Genomic DNA, 18,723 nt, shown 5'->3' on the forward strand with positions numbered 1-18,723 from the left:
CCGCCCGCGGCCCCGGTCAATCCTCCGCGTGGCGGCCAGCGGCGAAACGCGCGGCGATCCAGCCCTGCGCCTCGCGCCAATCGTCGATCCGGGCATGCGCCTGTGGGGCGGACGGCACGCCGGGAGCGAGTTCCGGCTCCGACACCATGTGCAACCGATGGACGCGCGGCGCGTGTTCGGCGACCGAGGCGTGGTGATGCGGCAGATCGTCGACGAACACGGTGACTGGATCGCCATGCTCCGCCACCAGCCGCGCGACCGGGCCGCCCTTCCCACCCTGATTGCATTCGACGCGATGCGCGATGCCGAACGCCGCGAGCTGCTCGATACGCGGGCCACGGCAATCGTCGGCAAGGTTGGTGAGGATCACGATATCGGCCTGCTCGGCCAGCACCGCCAGCGCCTCGCGCGCATGCGGCACGAGCGTCTGCCGGTGCATCTGCGACGGGAAGAAGCCGCCGAGGAAGCCCATCATCTCCTCCCGGCTCGGCGGCGCGCCGGTGACCCGATGGCGCATGTTGCGCCCCAATTCCCATGAGCGCGGCTCGAATTCGATATCGTGCGCCTCGCCCAGCCACACGCCGAAGTGGCGCACCATGTGCAGCAACACCTCGTCGCAATCGCAGATCAGCAGCGGGCGGGTCATGCCGCCTCCAGCGCGCGGCGCGCGGCCACCAGCCGTTCCGGCGCGACATCGAGCGCGGCGGCGCAGGCGATCAGATCCGGCTCATGCCCCTCAAGGAAGGCGAGGCACGCGCCAAGCACCGCCGGATCGCCGATTCGCGCACGCAGATCGTCCGGCGAAAGCCCGGTCAGGCCGACCAGTCGCTCGGCGCGGCGTGACTCCCCTAAGGTCCACGCCAAGGCATGAAGCGCAAGTGCCTGAAGGTCCGTATTTGTATCCGCGTCGCGCATTGCCTATCTTGCAATCAATTGGGGGTTCTGGGGCGTGGCAAAAAGGGTGCTCGTTGTCGAGGACAACGAACTCAATCTGAAACTGTTCTGCGATCTGTTGCGCGCGCATGAATATGCCGCGGAGCCGGTGCGTGACGGGCGGGAGGCGCTGGAACGCGCGCGAGCGTTCGAGCCGGACCTGATCGTGATGGATATCCAGATGCCCTATGTCACCGGGCACGAACTGATTCTGGAGCTGAAGGCCGACGAGGCGCTGCGCGAGATTCCGGTGATGGCCGTCACCGCCTATGCCGGACGCGAGGACGAAGATCGGATTCGCGCCGCCGGGGCCGCCGCTTATGTGTCGAAGCCGATCAGCCTCGCCCGCTTCATGGATGCAGTGGGCGCGCTGGTTTGAGCATCGTTTGAAGACGCAAGAAAAGAGCCGCGGGCGCAGTGCCTGCGGCTCCCGATGCCGGCCGAAGCCGAAAGGACGCGGGCGGCGCGTTCACGCCGCCGGCAGCGTCACTTGATCTTGGCTTCCTTGAACTCGACATGCTTGCGCACGACGGGATCGTACTTGTTGAACGACAGCTTCTCGGTCTTGGTGCGCGGATTCTTCTTCGTGACGTAGAAGAAGCCGGTGTCGGCCGAGCTGACGAGCTTGATCTTGACTGTGGTCGGCTTGGCCATGACCAATTCCTGTGTTTGCGAAACTGAAAAAGAGCGACGAGCAAGGCGCGCCGCTGACAGGGCTGGGCGAATGGCCGACCCCGCGCGATATGTCAAGCGCCGGGCGCGGTTAACGCGTCCTTTACCGACCGGGCGCATCCTTTCCACACAGGGGAGGACCGGGCGATGCCGGAGGATGATTTCGCGGAAATCCGCGCCGAACTGACGCAAAGGATCATGGCGATCGGGCAACGGCGCGGCACGACGGGGCTCGCGCACGAGATCGACGCGATCCGGCGCATCGCGGGCCGCAACGGGATGTTGCCGGCGGTGACGGTCGCCCATCTGCTCGAATCGGCGCTGGCGCGTGGCGAACGTGGCGCGCTGGTGCACGACTGGCTCGCGATGCTCGGCGAAGCGGTGCATAGCGAGCGGCAGGATGACGCCACCTCCGATGCCTTTGCCGCCGCCTGTCAGGTACGGTTCGCCTGAGAAGTTTTATGCGATGCGCGTGAAGCGCATTTCCGGCGCGGGTGCGGCTCGCGAGGTTCCATGGACGCGCTGATGGCCGGGCTCGTGCTGGCCGCGCTGTGCCAGCTTGGAGACCGTACGCCGTGGCTCGCGGCGATCCTGGGCGATCGTTATCGCGCGCCGGGCGTGGTCATCGCGGCTGTCGCACTGGCGCTCGCGGGGAATTACGCGCTGGGGGCATTGGGCGGCATCCTGCTCGCACCGCTGCTCGCACCGGAAGCGCGGGGGATGCTGCTCGCTCTGGCGCTGGTGCTCGCGGGGGTCGGCACGTCATGGCGCGACAAGGCGCCCGATCGGCTGGCCAACTGGCAGCTCGGCGCGATCGCGACCAGCGTGCTGGGGCTGGCGATCATGGTGTTGGGCGATCGCATGCAATTCATCGTCGCGGCGCTCGCCGCTCGCTCCACCTTGCCATGGCTGGCGGCGGTTGGCGCGACACTGGGCGCGCTCGCGGTGACGGTGCCCGCGATCCTGATCGGCGAGGCCCGCTGGATCGCACTGCCGCGCCGCGCGATCAGCCTCGCTACGGGCGCGTGCATGATCCTCGCCGGCATCGTGATCGGGCTCCAATCGATTGCTCTGATCTGATTTCTCAATGGAGCGATTCCCCGATTGGTCCGTTATCGCAACGAACCAGATCAATGGAGGAATCCTCGTGCCGACCACCAATCCCAAGCTGAAAACGCCAAGCGACCTCGCCCGCAACGAAACGCGGTCGGTGGCCGATGCGCTGAATTCGGCGCTCGCGGATTGCTTCGCGCTCTACCTCAAGACGAAGAACTTCCATTGGCACGTCTCCGGCCCGCATTTCCGCGACTATCACCTGCTGATGGACGATCAGGCGACGCAGATCCTCGGCGTGACCGATGCCATTGCCGAGCGCGTGCGCAAGACCGGCAACACCACGCTGCGCTCGATCGGCGATGTCGCACGCCATCAGACGATCAGCGACAACGACCAGCCGTTCGTCGGCCCGGAAGACATGCTGATCGAGCTGCGCGACGACAATCTGAAGCTCGTCGAAAGCTTTCGCACGGTGAAGGACGCCGCCGAGGAAGCCAAGGACAATGCCACCAGCGGCATCGTCGACGAATGGACCGATCAGGCCGAGGAGCGCGCCTGGTTTCTGTTCGAGGCCACCCGCAAGGGCTGAGCCGAGACGGCGGCTGCCGGGGGAGCGCCCTCTCCCGACAGCCGCGCTGGCTCAATGCATATCGTGCGTCATTGGCGCGGCGCGCAGCAGCAGCATCGGCGCAGGCATCGCCGTCATATGCCATTGCGCCGCGGATGCAGGCAGGTTGACCCAGTCGTTGCTGCCCGTCGCGCACCGCTGCACGGTGCGGAAATAGAGCGGCCCAGGCTCTGTCGGCAGCTTCATCATCACCCCGAATTGATCGAACTGATCGGCCGGCAGATCGCCCGTCCAGGTGATTGCGGAAACTCGCTCGGCGATGAGCGCACCGCCCTCCCCCCTGATCGGCACCTTCAGCGGCTGATGCTCGATCGCGAGCGTCCAGCCCGGCTTGGGCTGCGGCCGCGCGGAGACGATGGAATCGGGTATCTCGACCCGGATCGAGCGTGTCGGCGATGCGCCGCAGCCGTGGCTGACGCGCAGGAAGCCGGCGTAATAGCCGCCCGCCTGCGCTTCCGGCTCGGCGAAGACAATATGCGCGCCGGTCGCCGTGGCGCTGAGCGCGACGAACATAGCGGCGAGCGTTGGCACAAGGCGCATGACGTTTCCTCCTCCGATCAAAAGGCGAAGCGGACGCCGCCGAATACCGAGCGCCCCTCCCCCGGAAAGAACACCGCGCGGTTCACGCCGGGCTGGCGCGCATCGGTGATCGCGGCGAATTCGGCGGTGTAGTGCTTGTCGGTCAGGTTACGCGCATCAACGAACACCGTCGCCGCGCCGATCGCGAAGCCCCCGCTCACATTGAGCAGCGCATAAGCCGGAGCCTTCATCGTATTGGCGTAATCGGCCCATACCGACTTGATTCGCCAGTCGACGAAGGGCTCCACAAACACGCCGTGCGCGCCATCGTAACGCAGCGCGACGCGATATTGATGCTCGGGCGCCACCGGCAGGCGATTGTTGCGATAGACCGGATCATCGACGAAGCGGAAATCGGACCAGGCATAGGTCTGGCGCAGGCGAATGCCCGGCGCGAACCGCCAGTCAAGGCTCGCCTCCACCCCCTGATGCCGCGTCCGCCCGGCGTTGAACACCGTCGCCGGCAGGTTCGCGGCGGGGAGGAAGCTCAGCAATTCCCCATCCACCTCCGCGCGATAATAATCCACATCCCAACTGAAGGCCCCGGCACGGCCGCGCGTGCCGATCTCGGCCGTCCAGGCGCGCTGGGTGTCGAGCGGCACGAACAACGATCCGCTGGTGTTGGTCTGCGTCAGTGCGCCGAAATGCGGCGGTTCGACCGAGCGGGTGTAATTGGCGTAGACCTGCGTTGCGCCATGTTCGAACAACAGGCCGATGCGCGGCGCGAACCAGTCGTAGCTCGTCTCGTCGCGCTTATCGCCGAGCCGGTTGTGATAATCGCGCGTCGCGCGGCCCCATGATCCGCCCGCGACGACCGCGAGTTCGGGTAGCACGAACAGCCGCCCTTCCGCGAACACGTCCAACCCACTGGCGAGTTGCTGCGCGTCCCCGATGCGCGGGCCATCCTGCCCGGCAAAATTGAGATAGAGATCCTGCTCGGTGCCGCCCTGCCGATAATAAGCGCCGAAGAACAGATCGGCCTTGTGCCCCGCGATCTCGCCCGTCACGTCGAAGCGGCCGAACAGCCCCTGCGTATTGGTTGCCTGATCGATCACGATCGAGATCGGGTGATGCAGATCGGTCTGCGTCGCATAGGCACCGCCCTCGAACACGACATTGTCGGACAGGCGCAGTCGCGTCTGGAGCGTGACGCGCTCGACCGTCTGATCGCGCGCCTGCTTGCGCGCGACGACGCCATCGCCGGCGTAGCGTGGGTTGTCCAGCGCGTCGGAAAGCGTCAGCGCGCCGGGAACCTGCTGCCGGATATCAGCGGCATAGCCGATCAGGCGGACTTCGTTATCTTCGTCGAAACTGTAGCCGAGATTGACCGTGCCGCGCGTGACATCGGACTTTTCCTGCTGGCGATAGCCGTCGGAACGGTAGCTGTTGACCGACGCATAATAATCGAACGCGCCGGCGCGGCCCGCCCCCGCCGCCTGCACCCGCCATGTTTCGAACGAACCACCCTCGGCGCGAAAGGTGAACGGGGTTTCGGCCGTCTTGCCATTGGGGGTGACCAGATTCACCGCGCCGCCAAGCTGCGCGCCGCCGAAGCGCAGCGCGTTACCGCCCTTGTACACCTCGATGAAACGCGCGCCGAGCGGGTCAATCTTCTGGAAATCCGAAAAGCCGTCCGCATCGGCGAACGGAACGCCATCCTGCGCCAGCAACACGCCGCGCTGATGATAGCTCTGATCCAGCCCCGAACCCCGGATCGACAGCCGCGATTCATCGCCATAGCGTTTGTTCGCCAGCACCCCCGGCACGTCGCGCAACAGATCGTAAAGCCCGGTGACGCTACGCTCCTGGTAGGTTTCGGCCGCGACCACCGCGACCGATCCCGGCGTCCGCGCCAGCCGCGCGCGCGCTTCCGCCACAACCGCCGGATCGTCCTGCTGCGGCTGGGCGGTGACGATGACATCGGGCTGCTTGCCTTCGCCATCGGCGGCGAATGCGGGCGTGGCAATGATGGTCGAGGCGAGCAGCGCCGCCTGAATGGTCCTGAACATGGAAATCCCCTGTGCGGCGCGCATCGCTGGCGCGCCGGATATGTCGCTGGTGATCGGGCGGGCGCGCGCGGCATCGGCCACGCGTAACCCGTCAGGTCAGGCGATCAGGGGTGGTCCGCGCAAGGGTGGGCGCAGCCGGCCGGGCGCACGCGGCGGCAGCGTCTCGGCGAGCAGCAGCGCGATCGCGAGGATGAACAGCAGCGCCTGCGCGAGCTGAATCGGGTCCGCCCCGCCGATCAGCGGCAGCGCGAGATCCGCAAAGGCGCACGGGCTCTTCGCCTGATCGCCCTCATCGCCGGCATGCCCAGCCTGCTCCAGCCCGGGGATGCTCATCGCCATCGTCGTCGGCCCATAGCCGCTACAGATCGCGATCACGACGCGGCCATTGTCGAGCGTCGGCATGAAGCCGGCGGGCACCAGCACGCGCACCAACAGCGCCGCCGCGAGGATCAGCGCGGCGAGCACGGGAGAAGTGCGCAGGAGGCGACGTAGCGCTGCCATGAGGAGCGGTTAGCCGGGTGGACGCCGGCTGTCATGCGCGATTTACGCCACCAGCATTCCGTCCGTCACTTGCGGCTTCGCGCCGGAAGCCACAGCATCTCAGACGTTTTCTCGACGTCAGCTTCCAGCGCGTCCCGCTGGTCGCATTGCGGATCGGCGACAGCATCGCCGGAATAATTCTGACCTCGGCGGAGATCGCGATTTGATCGGATCCGGCGCGCTGGACTCGCCGGATCACGACGGCGCGCCCACAGAGGCACCGAGCGGGGAAAGCAATCTCTCTCCCCGCTCGGTCACCCCGTGACCAAGGGTTTACCGCCCGAGCAGCACGCGCGCCTGTCCGGCGATCTGCGCCAGCATCGCGGCGTTGGGAGCCGGCGCGTGGCGCGCACGATCGACCAACGCCTTGAACTGCACGACGCGCGGGCCGTTCGCCGCGAGCCATTCCTCGACCAGCTTGCCCGGATCGCTCTTGCCCGCGCGCCCAAGGAAATCGAGCCGCAGCTGCTGGAAATCGCGCGCCAGGCCCGCGATCAGCAACCGCTCCCACGGATCGCTGGAGGTGATGCGCGCAGCATTGGTCTGCGCCCAATCCAGCCCCAGCGCCTGCCCCAGCCGGGTGAAAGCGCGCGTGACCTTGATCTCATCAAGCCCCAGCCGCTCGCTGAGATCGGCAAGGCCGACCGCACCGTCCAGCTCGAACAGCCGCACGACCTTGGCGATCAGCGCCTCCGGCGCGCCGGCCGCTTGCAGCGAGTTGGCGATCCGCCCGCTATGCGCACGCGCTTCGTCCAGCAACAGGTCGCCCGTTTGCGCATCGAGATGCGCAACGCCCTTGCCGATCCGCTTGAGCACCGCTTCGGGCGCGGTGCCCGGCGCGGAGACGCGCAACAGGTCTGCGATCTGGGACCGGGTTGCCGCCGCCACTTCGTCGAACAAGGCGATGCGCGCCGCTTCCGGCATCGCGCCCGTCTCGATCTCGCGCCACAAGGTCGGCAGATCGAGCAGCCGTTCCACCACCACGAACATCGCCGCGATATCGGAAAGCGCCGCGCCCTCCTCCTCGGCCAGCTCGAACGGATGGAGCACGCCGATGCGGTTGATCATCCGGTTGGCGAGCTTGGTCGCGACGATCTCGCCACGCAGCCGGTGCTCGTCGATCGCCTTGCCGAACTTCTCCTGCATCGCCTTCGGGAAAGCGGCGTGGAGATCGGGCTTCAGCGCCGCATCGGTGGCAAGTGGGGCATGCTCGATCGCATCCTGCAACGCGAGCTTCGCGGTGGCGAGCAGCACGGCCAGCTCCGGCCGGGTGAGCCCGCGCCCTTCGATGCCGCGCCGCAGCAGTTCGTCATTGGCGGCCAGCCCCTCGACCTTGCGATCGAGCCGCCCGGCATCCTCGAACATCTCGATCACGCGGACATAGCTCGGCAGCCCACGCGCACCATCGACCTCGGCGATCGACAGCGCGAGCGTCTGGAGGCGGTTATCCTCCAGCACGAGATGCGCGACATCATCGGTCATCGCGACGAGCAGTTCGTTGCGATCCTCGAACGCGAGACGCTTCTCGATCATCTCGCGATTGAGCGCGATCTTGATGTTCACCTCGTTATCCGAACAATCGACGCCCGCCGAATTGTCGATGAAGTCGGTGTTGATACGCCCGCCGCGCGAGGCGAAGGCGATGCGCGCCGCCTGCGTCACGCCGAGATTGGCGCCCTCACCCACCGCGACCGCGCGAAGATCCTCCGCATCGACGCGCAGGCGATCGTTCGCCGGATCGCCGACGGTGGCATTATTCTCGCCCGCCGCCTTCAGATAGGTGCCGATGCCGCCGAACCAGATCAGATCGACCGGGCTTTTCAGGATCGCGGAAATGAGCGCCGTCGGCTCCATCTCGTCCGCCGCGATATCGAGCGCGGCCTTCACCTCCGGCGTCAGCTTGATCGATTTGGCACCGCGCGAGAACACGCCGCCGCCCTTGGAGATCAACGCCTTGTCGTAATCGTCCCAGCTCGAACGCGGCAGCGCGAACAACCGAGCGCGCTCGTTCCAGCTCGTCGCGGGATCGGGCTCCGGATCGAGGAAGATGTGGCGGTGATCGAAGGCCGCGATGACCTTCAGCGTCTTGCTGAGCAACATCCCGTTGCCGAACACGTCGCCCGACATGTCACCGCAACCGACGACACGGATCGACTCGCTCTGCACGTCCACGCCGCGTTCCGCGAAGTGGCGCTGCACCGACACCCAGGCGCCGCGCGCGGTGATGCCCATCGCCTTATGGTCATAACCCTGCGACCCGCCCGAGGCGAAAGCATCGCCCAGCCAGAATTTGTGTTCCAGCGCGATCGCATTGGCGACATCGCTGAACGTCGCAGTGCCCTTGTCGGCCGCAACGACGAAATAGGGATCGTCGGCATCGTGGATCACCACCCCCTTCGGATGCACGATCTTGCCCGCGACGATATTGTCGGTGATCGACAAAAGCGTGCGAATGAAGATGCGGTAGCTCTCCGTCCCCTCCGCCAGCCATGCGTCGCGATCGACCGCCGGGTTGGGAAGCTGCTTCGCATAGAAGCCGCCCTTCGCGCCGCTCGGCACGATCACCGCGTTCTTCACGCGCTGCGCCTTCATCAGCCCGAGGATCTCGGTGCGGAAATCGTCACGCCGATCGGACCAGCGCAGCCCGCCACGCGCGACCGGGCTGGCGCGCAGGTGGATGCCCTCGATACGCGGCGAATAGACCCACACTTCACGCCAAGGAAGCGGCGCCGGAAGGCCGGGAATGCGCGAACTGTCGAGCTTAAACGCCAGCGCCTCGCGGCCCGCATCGGTGAAGGCGTTGGTGCGCAAGGTCGCACCGATCACCGCGCGATAGGCGCGCAGGATGCGATCGTCGTCGATCGCCACCACCGCCTCCAGCCCGGCCTCGATCGCCGCCTCGACCGCCGCCTCATCGCCCTTCGCGCCCGGCTGATGGCTGAGCGCGAAACGATCGATCAGCGCGCGCGTCACCTGCGGCGCGCGCGCCAGCGCATCGACCACGGTGGTGAGGCCATAGCTTACGCCCGCCTGCCGCATGTAGCGGAACCACGCGCGCAGCAGCACCACCGCATCCGGCGCGAGGCCGACATCGAGGATCAGGCGGTTGAACTCGTCATTCTCCGCCTCGCCCTTCAGCACCGCCGCAACGGCACCTTCCAGCACGGCCTTCGTCACCGCATCGTCGGCGTCTTTCGCCTCCAGCGTGAAATCATGGACGTAGCTGTCGGCTTCCTCGCGCAGCCGCGTCGGCCATTCGCCGATCACGCGGAAACCGAAATTCTCCAGCACGGGCACCGCATCGGACAAGGCCAATGCGCCATTGGTCTTGTAGATTTTCAGCCGGCGCTCGCTCGCGACGGTCGCGGGATAGAGATTGACCTGGCGATCGTCGGCGCCTTCCAGCTCCGCGAGCCGGACGATATCCTCGGCTGCATCCTCCGGCGTGCTGACCGTGCGGTAGCTCATCGGGAAAGCCGCCGCCCAGCGCAGCCCCAGCCGCGCGGCGCGTTGCGAGGGCACATGATCGGCCAGCGCGACCTCCACATCGCGCACCCAGCCGCGCACCATCTTTTCGAGCTGCGCATCGAGCGCATCCTCGTCCGGCAAGCCGCTCGCGCCACGCAGATCGACAGTATAGCGGATCAGCGCGGTGTTGCCGTCCTCCATCGCCACCGTCCAGTTGAGGATCGCGCCGCCGGCGGCATCGGCGATCATCTCGCCGATCGCGAGGCGACGCGCGGTGGTCAGTTCGTCACGCGGCAGCCATACGAAGCCGAACATCTGCCGCCCGAGCGGCGAGCGCACCAGCACCAGCTTTGGACGCGGGCGATCGGCGATGCTCATCGCGATGAGCGCCAGCCGCTCCAGCGATTCAGGATCGAACGCGATCACCAGGTCGTGCGGCAGCGCGCCCATCGCGTGCGCCAGCGCCTTGCCCGTGTGGCCGGCGGGATCGAAACCGAACTTCGCTTCCATCTCGGCGAGCCGCTGACGCAACACCGGCACCGCGCGCGGCGGCGCGGTGAGCGCGGCGCTGGTCCACAAGCCCGCATGGATCGACAGGCCGGCATATTTGCCGCCCTCGATAATCGGCACGATGATCAGGTCGATCGGCACACGGCGATGAACCGGCGAGATCAGCGTGGATTTGAGCATCAGCGGCGCTTCAGCGCCCTTCGCGAACCACTCGAGCGCCAGTTCCAGCGAACGATCGGCGAGCAGCGGCACCTTGTGACGATTGCGCGCGATGCCCAGCGCATCGCCGGATGCGCGCCCGTCGGCATACCAGCGCATATGCCCGATCAGCGTGAAATGCCGATCGAGGAACCAGCGCATCAACGTCGCGCCCTCGCTCGATCCGCCGGTATCCTCGATCGCACCCGCGTCGGCGGCCAGCGTCGCCTGCATCGCGCGCCAATCCGAAACCGCCGCGCGCACATCGGCCAGCGCGCCTTCGAGATCGGATACCAGATCGCGCCGTTCGCGCGCGTCGGCACGCTGCATCTCGATGTAGATCATCGATTCACGCGTGCCTTCGGCATCCGACACGCCCTTGATCACACCATCGGCGCCACGCGTTACCGCGATCACCGGATGGATGATGCGATCGATCGCGATATCGTGCGCGCCGATCGCAGCCGCGATCGAATCGACCAGAAACGGCATGTCATCATTGACGATCGCCAGCCGCTGACGTCGCGCGCCGGCATCGCCCGGAAGCTGCTCGAGCGCGATCGCCACCGTTCCGGGCGGGCGCCGCTCGGCGGTCGCGGCAAGGAAGGCGGCGGCCTCAGCTTGTTCGGCCGGACCGAAGCCCTGGAGCTCCCCCGGAAGTGCGCGGTTGGTGAGACGGGTGGCAAGCGCTTCCGAAAGCGCCTTGAGCGATGACCTTGTCATGGGGCGGAGGTATGCGCCCACCCGCCGCGCCGCTCAAGACTTGTGGCAAATGCAACAATTTGCGATGCTGGGGAGCCGGGCTCCATGCGGTTCCGGCGCGATAAGCCCGCGCGAGAATGTCGTTTTTTATCGCGCCGATGATCGCGGCAATTTTCGGACGGTAAAGCGATCGCGACAGCATCGATCGTGCGCGAGAACAGTCGCCCGGGCAACTCCGCAACCCGCGGCATCGGGCTGACGTTTACGGCGTCGCACCGCCCCGCATCGCACCAGCTGTGGCACGATTGCACCGCTATCGAAAAATGCGCCCGATCGTGTGGCGAAGCCGCCCGCAGCCGACTCCGCCCCGGCTCAGCCGAGCGCCGCGAGCGCCCGCGTGGATAGCCGCGTATCGTTCGCCACCGCACCCAATACGTCGAGTTCCCCGTTCCCCGTCGCCCGTGCCACCAGCACAACGATCTCTCCGACCGAGGCCCCGGTTTCGATGGAGACATGCGCGATCGCCACGCGATCGGTTTCCGGCGCGACACGCAACGGCTTGGCCGGGCGGCGCAATGCGCGCTCGGCCGCGACGATGCCCTTCACCCCGGCGGGATAGCCGTCGATGAACGAAACCAGCCCGCCCAGCGGCACGCCTTCGCGGGCGGCGAAATTCAGCACGGCCGCGAATTCGGTGATGCGCGTCTTGTCGTAATCCGCACCGAACACGAGCTTGACCAGCGGCGTCATCGGCGCGCGTGCCTGTTGCGTCAACCCGGCATCGTCGAGCAATTCTGCCAGCCCTTCGGCATCGTCTCCGGCAGCGAGCACGAAATCATGTGCCCGACCGAGCGCGCGATACAAGGCCGAACGGCTGCGCACATCGGACGCGCGCGCCGCAGCCGCGCTCTCTCGCGCCAGTGCGAGCCGGTCGCCCAGCGAATGCGCCAGCGACGCCTCGATCGCTTCGGCTGCTTCGACCAGTCGGCTCGGCCCGTCCGCCCACACCTCGGGGCCATCGGAATCCGGCTCGACGATCGGCGCGGTTGGCGCCGTCCGCATTGCCGCGGCAAGCTCTACATCGAGCTGCGCCTGCTCTTCGGCCCCAAGCACCTCCTTCCAGTTGATCACACCGTAGATATAGTCGATCTGGTCATCGCTGGATGAAAACGGCATCAGAATGCCACGATAGAGCGTCTGATAGCCCCGCGTGCCGACAAACTCCGCCTCAAAGCCGATCGGCGCGCGATTGGCGATGATCTGCAAATAGTGATCGGTCAGGCGCGACAATAACGACCGGGCCGGCACCTCCGCGATACGGGTGATGGCATGATCCAGGTCACATTCCTCGCGCAGCGCGCGGCCGAGAAACTGGATTTCGGGATCGTCGATCCCGCGCGTGAAATCGAGCAGCACGCTATGCGCGCCAAAATCGGCGATACCGGTGGGATCGAGATCCTCGATCGAGGGATAGGCACGGCCCTTCAGCAGCGAAACCCAGTGATTATAGGCGCGCACGTGCATGCGGCGTTCGTCATTGCCGATCGCGACAGTCGCCTCTCCCACCCCGCCATCAACCGGGTCGCTGTCATACGGCCGGCCATCATCAAAACCGCGGGCGGTGTCCATAAAATCCCCTCGACGCTCAAGTCGGTATCACGGGCGATAGTGCACCCTCATGGTAAAGGACGCGTAAACAACACGCCGCTTGCAAGCCCCGCCACGTCCTGCTAGGCGCCGCGCCTCGACACGCCAGATCGGCGTGCTACGGGCCGCTTTAGCTCAGCTGGTAGAGCATCGCATTCGTAATGCGGGGGTCACAGGTTCGAGTCCTGTAAGCGGCACCAGAACATCCTGAGAACACAGCTAGAAAACCGCGGATTTTTGCGGTATACAGGACCTATTCGGGTCCCATATTTTCTCATTATGCTCCACCGTGGCCCACTAAAACGGGATCAAAAATAGCGAGACCACGAGCAACTCGAAGGGGTGCGGTCCCATGCTCACGGTCGCACAGATTCGCGCGCTCAAACCTCGCGCCGCGCCATATAAGGTCGTGGACGTCGATGGATTGTTCCAGCTGGTCCAGCCGTCCGGTGGCCTTTTCTGGCGCTCCCGGTTCCGCGCGCACGGCATCGAGAAAAACGTTCCCTTAGCAGCTTCCCCAAGGCCTCGCTCCAGGAAGCGCGCAAGCTGCGAGACGAAGCGCGCACGAAACTCTTCGACGGGATCGACCCCGTCCGGGAGAAGCGGGAACGCAAAATCGCCGCAGAGATTGCCGCGCGCGACCTTCCGACTAGTTGCCGACGAGTACATCCAGAAGATCGAACGCGAGGGCAAAGCGCGCGCCACGATCAAAAAGTCGCGCTGGTTTCTCGATCTGCTCGATAAGGATATCGGCAAACGCCCCGTCTCGGAGGTGACACCGCACGAACTGCTCGCTGCGTTGAAACAGGTGGAACGGCGCGGACACCATGAGACCGTCGAACTCAGTCCATTCGCCGGTGCGTTGTGGCAGGGCATCGCGGATGACACGAACATCGTCCGCGGAAAGCGGAGGCACGGCGTCGACCGCACTGGCCAACGAAACTGCGGTAAAAGCAGTCAGCAATCCGATCTTCATGCCCGCCCGGTCGACGCAACGGCTAAGTCGCATTCAAGATCAATGACTAGCTATGGCATTGAAACTTCTGCAAGTTTCATAGTCATGGATGCGTCGTCCAGATCTTCATCGTCACAGGATGCAGCGCCGATCCGAACCTGCCCAACGTCCGGTTCAGCAACCGCCCAACCCGAAAGCCGTCAGTCGCTTTTCCACCCAGCCCAACGCTTTCAGCACCCACGGGCGCCCATTCTCATCGAGGGCGAAGCTGCCGGGCGGCTATCGGGATGCGCGAAAAAGCGCCGGAACGGCGTAAAGTGGGTCGTGAACCGACGTTAAGTCGGCGACACGGCCGGGCGACGGCTACGCGCCCGAAGTCGGTCGTTCGAGACCGATCGATTATTCCCCGAAACCGGCCGGTTGACCGCGAGGGTTACGGCGCGGCTTGGAAGGACCGCCATTGAGGACAGTGCCGTCAGACCGCTTTTGATTCCGAATAGTAGATAATAGCCTCTCGGGGGGCGAACGTGGCGCTACGGAATCGGAACCGACGTGAGCACGCTGAAACATAGGCGAATGGGCAACACCTAACCGATGCCAATTCAGCGCGGCAAAGAAGCCTTGCGGCTCATGCCCCTCTCATCATCGATCGTTAGGCGCGAAACGCGGTGTCCTCTACGTTTGTATCGATGATCGTTGGATTTTGAATCAATCGTAAATTTGGTGCTGCAAGATTTTGGTGCATCGGATCGGCAAAGCGCGCGCCGAGGCGGCGGGGAAATACCTCCTCCAAGTGTTTGTCAGCGCAGATGATGACCAGGAAATCGCGGAGCGCCCCGTCTTAATCGCTGATTGCGGGCCGAAATTGATCGGTCTGTTCGCCCAGCAGCGGCGCCGGGCGCGCCGATGCTTCGCCATGCGCAGCGAAGCGCACCGGGGAGGCCATCGCGAAATACCCGCCTTCGCTCGGATGCTCCTTGCGCGAGAAGAAACCGGTCGCGACGAGATGCGGGTCCTGCATGATATCACCGAGATCCCGTACCGGCTGCGCTGGAATCTGTGCGGTGTGGCAGCGCGCCAAGAGTTCGGCGGTCGCAAAGCCCGGTGTAAGGCGGGCAACCTCCTGATACATCAGGGCCATGTTCGCCACGCGCAGTTTTCGCGTGGCGAACCTTTCGTCTTCAAGGAAGGAAGAATGGCCGAGTATTTCAAATACGACCGGCCAAGCCTGATCATTATAGAAAACAATACTGATGAAGCCGTCGGCGGTCGGGAACGGCTGGCGGTCCGGATCGAGCTGCCGGAAATAACCGGCCGGGGCGTTGGGCGGGTCGAAGGTCAGCCCGCCGAGATGCTCGAGCATCATGAAATTGGTGAACGCCTCGAACATCGGGATTTCGATCTTCTGCCCCTCGCCGGTGCGGAGTTTGTGCACGATCGCGGCGAGTACCGCATAAGCGCCGTGGAGCCCGGCAACCTTATCGGCGATCAGCGACGGCAGATAGCGCGCACGCGGATTGCCGTCGACGCGCGGTAGCAACGTGGCCGCGCCGGTCGCTGCCTGGATGACATCGTCATAGGCCTGCAGATCGGCATAAGGCCCGTCCTGACCGAAGCCGACACAATGCGCGTAGATGATATCCGGGTTTAGCGCCCGCACCGTTTCATAATCGAGCCCGAGCCGTTCGACCGCTTTCCCGCGGACATTGAGCACGAAGACATCGGCGTCGCCGAGCAATTGCTTCATCGCGGCGAGATCGTCGGGTTGCTTGAGATCGAGCGCGACCGATTGCTTGCCGCGATTGATCGCCATGAACCCCGGACTCATCCCGGGCGTCACCGCTGCCTTCCCCGACCAGCGATAGGCATCGCCTGCACCGGGCGCCTCGACCTTGATCACCTCGGCGCCGAGATCGGCGAGGATCTGCGTACAATAAGGCCCGAAAACAACACTCGTCAGATCGACGACCTTGATCCCCGCCAGCATTGGCTTGCCGTCAGCCGCGATCGTCATGCGCCGCTCCGCCGATCACATGCGATTGGCGAAGATCGCCGAACTGACGGTCGGCGCGCCGGGGCCGCCGGCAAGGAGGCAGGTGCGTGCGCCGGCGACCGGGTTGCTGCTCTCGCCGCGCAACTGCCGCACCGCCTCGATCGGCAGCCCGATGCCGTGGATGAAGCCTTGCGCCAGATTGCCGCCGGCGGTGTTGATCGGCAGCTTGCCGCCATCGGCGATCAGATTGTCGAACCGGATCACCTCGGCGGCATTGTCGTAATCGCAGAAACCATGGTCGATCAGCGACATCACCCCCTGGGCGTCGAAATTCTCATAGAGCTGGACGACATCGATATCGCCTGGCGCGAGCCCGGTTTCGGCATAGAGGCGCCGCGCGATCGGGCGGAAGCCGCCAGTGGCATAAAGATCGTCGGCGTCGTTCTCGAGCAAATCGCCCCACCCCGCCTCCGCGCCCTGCGCGCAGCCGAGGAGATAGACCGGCGGCCTGGCGAGATCGCGCGCGTGCTCCGCGGAGACCATCAGCAGCGCGCCGGCGCCGTCATTCTCGCGGCTGCAGTCGAACAGGCGGAACGGCTCGGCGATCCAGCGCGAGGTGCGCAGCTTGTCGATGTCGAACGGCTGACCATAGCTCACCGCCTCGGGGTTGCGGTTGCCGTGGTGATAGGAGGCGCATACCAGATCCTCGACGATGCGCGGATCGAGGCCGTGGCGGCCGAACAACCGATTGGCCCGGATCGCGCAATTCTGCGCCGGCGAGACCACCCCGGCGGCGAGCAGATGATCGTTGAGATGGTGCGCCATCACCGCGGCGGACAGGCGGCCGCTCGCCCCCTCGACCAGCGCGCGGAAGATGACGACCGCGTTCGCCTGCCCGGTGAGGATCGCGCTCGCCGCGACGCCGAACGCGCCCGCGATCCCGCCCCCGCCGCCGCCCCAGACCTGCGCCGACCAGCGCAATTCCTTCGTGCCGAGTTCGGGCATCAGCCGGACCGGCTCGTTCTTGTCGTCGCCGTAGGAGACGAAGCCATCAACGTCGGCGGGAGACAGGCCCGCCTCTGCGCAGGCGTCAAGGATCGCCTCGACCAGCACGCTGCGCTCCGGGAGCGGCGAGCCGCCGCGCTTATATTGGCGCACGCCGACGCCGGCGATCGCGGTGGTGCCGAAAAGGGGATGATTCACGCCGCACGGCTCCACAAGATGGTCGGGATGCGATCGTTGCCGACGATCGTTTCGGCGGGTCGCCCGATCAACGCTTCGCCGATCACCGGATCGATCCGATCGGGATCATGGAGCCGGCCGAGCAAGCGGACGGCGCAATCCTCCACCTCTGCGACGACGGTGGTAAAAGGCAGATCGAGCCCCTCGGTCAGACCGAAGCGATGCCAGGTCCGCGTCCAGGAATAGACCCGCGCCTTCATCGGCCGCTCGATCCAATGCACGCCGATCGTGCCACATGCGCCGCAACGCCGCCCGGCCGGCCACATCCAGCGGTGGCAATCATCACAGCGCGGCAGCATCAGCCGTCCCGCCGCCAGTCCTTCCCAATAAGGCGCGTCGGCGCCGTCCGCGCGGTTCATGCAACAGTCCATTCGAGCGGCAGGTTTTCCAGCGCCATCACCGTGCCGGTGCGGAAGACATGGCGCTCACCCGCGACCGCGCCGAACGCTGGCACCTGTTTCACCCATTCTTCGGTCAGGATGCGCAATTCCGCACGGCCCAGGACGTGCCCGATGCAGAGATGCGGCCCGCTCGAAAAGGTGAGGTGCGCCGCGCGCTTGCGATCGAGATCGAACGCATTGGGCGCGTCGAACCGCGCCGGATCGCGGCTGCCGACGCACAGGATGCACAGCACCATTTCGCCCGGCTCGAAACGCGCCGCGCCGATCTGCTGCGGCTTCACCACCAGCCGCGGGGTGTTGACCACGCCATAGAGCCGGATCGCCTCGTCGACGAACGCCGGGATCAGCCCCGGATCGGCGGCGATCCGCCGCTGGACGTCGGGCATTTGCGCGAGTTGCTGATAAGCGAAGCCAGTGACGTTGGTCACGGTATCCATCCCGCCGAGGAACAGGACGAAACTCATCGCGAGGATTTCGTCCTCGCTCATCGTGCGATCACCGACATCGACGTTGATGAAATGCGTCATCAGCTTGTCGTCGGGATGCGCACGTTTCTCGGCGATCAGCGCCTTCAATTCGCCGAGGATCAGCCCGGACAAGCGCGCCATTTCCCCGGCATTGTTCTGATTGTCGAAGAACGCCTCGGCCAGTTCGCGGAAATCATGGAGCCGGGCAAGATCCATCCCCATCAGCTCCATGAACACGCTGACCGGATAGACCTTCGATACCTCGCCCTGAAAATCACACCGCCCCTTGTCGGCGACCGCGGTGACGAACTTTTCCGCCCATTGCCGGATGCGCGGCTCCAGCGCCTTGATCGCGACCGGGCCGAACATCGGCGTCATCGCGCGGCGATAGGGCAGGTTTTCGGGCGGATCGAGGCTGAGCGGGATGAAGAAGGGCGGATTCTCCACCCGCGGAATCTGCATCTCGCGCACCGAGAAATGGTCGGGATTGGTAACCACCGCGCTGATCGTATCGAACGATTTCACGATCCAATGCCCGCCGTTCGCGCGCGTCCAGAAAATGTCGGGCGCATCGGCCAGCGCGGCGGCATAGCTCCCCTGCACATCCTCGCCGATGCGCGGATCGGCATAGATATCGAAATCGAAGATCAGATCGTCCGGCACCTGCGGCGGCGGATTGCCGAGGGCGGGGGAAACGGGCTGGGCGACAGCGTTCATCGACAT

General features: G+C 65.5%; 17 protein-coding genes and 1 tRNA gene. 5 read left to right on the forward strand and 13 right to left on the reverse strand.

The genetic code is table 11. The features are described 5' to 3' along the window. Positions 1-16: 16 nt before the first annotated feature. Together P0Y64_03195 and P0Y64_03200 are read right to left on the reverse strand one after the other, a co-directional pair. A complete protein-coding gene (locus P0Y64_03195) occupies positions 17-646 on the reverse strand; it encodes an HAD family hydrolase (protein ID WEK43849.1) in 630 nt (209 codons plus the stop codon). Continuing rightward, on the reverse strand, positions 643-915 hold the full coding sequence (locus tag P0Y64_03200) for a DUF3572 family protein (GenBank protein ID WEK43850.1): 273 nt from the start codon (positions 913-915) through the stop codon (positions 643-645). The genes P0Y64_03195 and P0Y64_03200 overlap by 4 nt, the downstream gene beginning before the upstream one ends. 34 nt (positions 916-949) lie before the next feature. Between P0Y64_03200 and P0Y64_03205 the strand changes: the two genes are divergently transcribed. Further along, positions 950-1,312, forward strand: a complete 363-nt coding sequence (locus P0Y64_03205; protein WEK43851.1) for a response regulator — start codon at positions 950-952, stop codon at positions 1,310-1,312. A 107-nt stretch (positions 1,313-1,419) separates the two neighbouring features. Here P0Y64_03205 and rpmG read toward each other — a convergent pair whose 3' ends face one another. Continuing rightward, positions 1,420-1,587, reverse strand: coding sequence for a 50S ribosomal protein L33 (gene rpmG, locus P0Y64_03210; GenBank protein ID WEK43852.1), 168 nt, complete (start codon positions 1,585-1,587; stop codon positions 1,420-1,422). A 165-nt stretch (positions 1,588-1,752) separates the two neighbouring features. Here rpmG and P0Y64_03215 point away from each other — a divergent pair, with 165 nt between their 5' ends. The 3 genes from P0Y64_03215 to P0Y64_03225 all read left to right on the forward strand — a co-directional run bounded on the left by P0Y64_03215 (position 1,753) and on the right by P0Y64_03225 (position 3,250). After that, the gene (locus tag P0Y64_03215) at positions 1,753-2,058 is read left to right on the forward strand and encodes a hypothetical protein (GenBank protein WEK43853.1); all 306 of its coding nucleotides are present in this window, start codon (positions 1,753-1,755) and stop codon (positions 2,056-2,058) included. A 60-nt stretch (positions 2,059-2,118) separates the two neighbouring features. Continuing rightward, positions 2,119-2,685, forward strand: coding sequence for a TMEM165/GDT1 family protein (locus P0Y64_03220; GenBank protein ID WEK43854.1), 567 nt, complete (start codon positions 2,119-2,121; stop codon positions 2,683-2,685). 67 nt (positions 2,686-2,752) lie between these two features. Further along, complete coding sequence (locus P0Y64_03225; GenBank protein ID WEK43855.1) at positions 2,753-3,250, forward strand: DNA starvation/stationary phase protection protein; 498 nt, start codon at positions 2,753-2,755, stop codon at positions 3,248-3,250. A 51-nt stretch (positions 3,251-3,301) separates the two neighbouring features. Here P0Y64_03225 and P0Y64_03230 read toward each other — a convergent pair whose 3' ends face one another. The 5 genes from P0Y64_03230 to P0Y64_03250 form a co-directional block, all read right to left on the reverse strand. Beyond that, positions 3,302-3,829, reverse strand: a complete 528-nt coding sequence (locus P0Y64_03230) for a YcnI family protein (GenBank protein ID WEK43856.1) — start codon at positions 3,827-3,829, stop codon at positions 3,302-3,304. A gap of 17 nt (positions 3,830-3,846) precedes the next feature. After that, a complete protein-coding gene (locus tag P0Y64_03235; protein ID WEK43857.1) occupies positions 3,847-5,958 on the reverse strand; it encodes a TonB-dependent receptor in 2,112 nt (703 codons plus the stop codon). 15 nt (positions 5,959-5,973) lie between these two features. After that, positions 5,974-6,378 (reverse strand): hypothetical protein, encoded by a 405-nt coding sequence (locus P0Y64_03240; GenBank protein WEK43858.1) that lies wholly within the window; start codon positions 6,376-6,378, stop codon positions 5,974-5,976. A 312-nt stretch (positions 6,379-6,690) separates the two neighbouring features. Further along, the gene (locus tag P0Y64_03245; protein WEK43859.1) at positions 6,691-11,316 is read right to left on the reverse strand and encodes an NAD-glutamate dehydrogenase; all 4,626 of its coding nucleotides are present in this window, start codon (positions 11,314-11,316) and stop codon (positions 6,691-6,693) included. 351 nt (positions 11,317-11,667) lie between these two features. Next, positions 11,668-12,924: a hypothetical protein gene (locus tag P0Y64_03250; GenBank protein ID WEK43860.1), complete on the reverse strand. Its 1,257-nt coding sequence runs from the start codon at positions 12,922-12,924 to the stop codon at positions 11,668-11,670. Positions 12,925-13,066: 142 nt separating this feature from the next. On the opposite strand from P0Y64_03250, the gene P0Y64_03255 reads away from it, so the two are divergent. Then, positions 13,067-13,142 (forward strand) — tRNA-Thr (locus tag P0Y64_03255). Between the two features lie 449 nt (positions 13,143-13,591). Here P0Y64_03255 and P0Y64_03260 read toward each other — a convergent pair. From P0Y64_03260 to P0Y64_03280, 5 genes are all read right to left on the reverse strand, one after another. Further along, the gene (locus tag P0Y64_03260) at positions 13,592-13,918 is read right to left on the reverse strand and encodes a hypothetical protein (protein ID WEK43861.1); all 327 of its coding nucleotides are present in this window, start codon (positions 13,916-13,918) and stop codon (positions 13,592-13,594) included. Positions 13,919-14,738: 820 nt separating this feature from the next. Beyond that, entirely contained in the window at positions 14,739-15,911 is a 1,173-nt protein-coding gene (locus P0Y64_03265) for a CoA transferase (protein ID WEK43862.1), read from the reverse strand. A 15-nt stretch (positions 15,912-15,926) separates the two neighbouring features. Next, entirely contained in the window at positions 15,927-17,093 is a 1,167-nt protein-coding gene (locus P0Y64_03270; GenBank protein WEK43863.1) for a transporter, read from the reverse strand. Further along, on the reverse strand, positions 17,090-17,491 hold the full coding sequence (locus tag P0Y64_03275) for a zinc ribbon domain-containing protein (GenBank protein ID WEK43864.1): 402 nt from the start codon (positions 17,489-17,491) through the stop codon (positions 17,090-17,092). Before P0Y64_03275 ends, P0Y64_03270 begins: the two co-directional genes overlap by 4 nt. Next, positions 17,488-18,717, reverse strand: a complete 1,230-nt coding sequence (locus P0Y64_03280; protein ID WEK43865.1) for a cytochrome P450 — start codon at positions 18,715-18,717, stop codon at positions 17,488-17,490. The genes P0Y64_03275 and P0Y64_03280 overlap by 4 nt, the downstream gene beginning before the upstream one ends. Positions 18,718-18,723 lie beyond the last annotated feature (6 nt).

The sequence above is a fragment of the Candidatus Sphingomonas colombiensis genome (assembly GCA_029202845.1).
In the GTDB taxonomy this organism is placed as follows: domain Bacteria; phylum Pseudomonadota; class Alphaproteobacteria; order Sphingomonadales; family Sphingomonadaceae; genus Sphingomonas; species Sphingomonas colombiensis.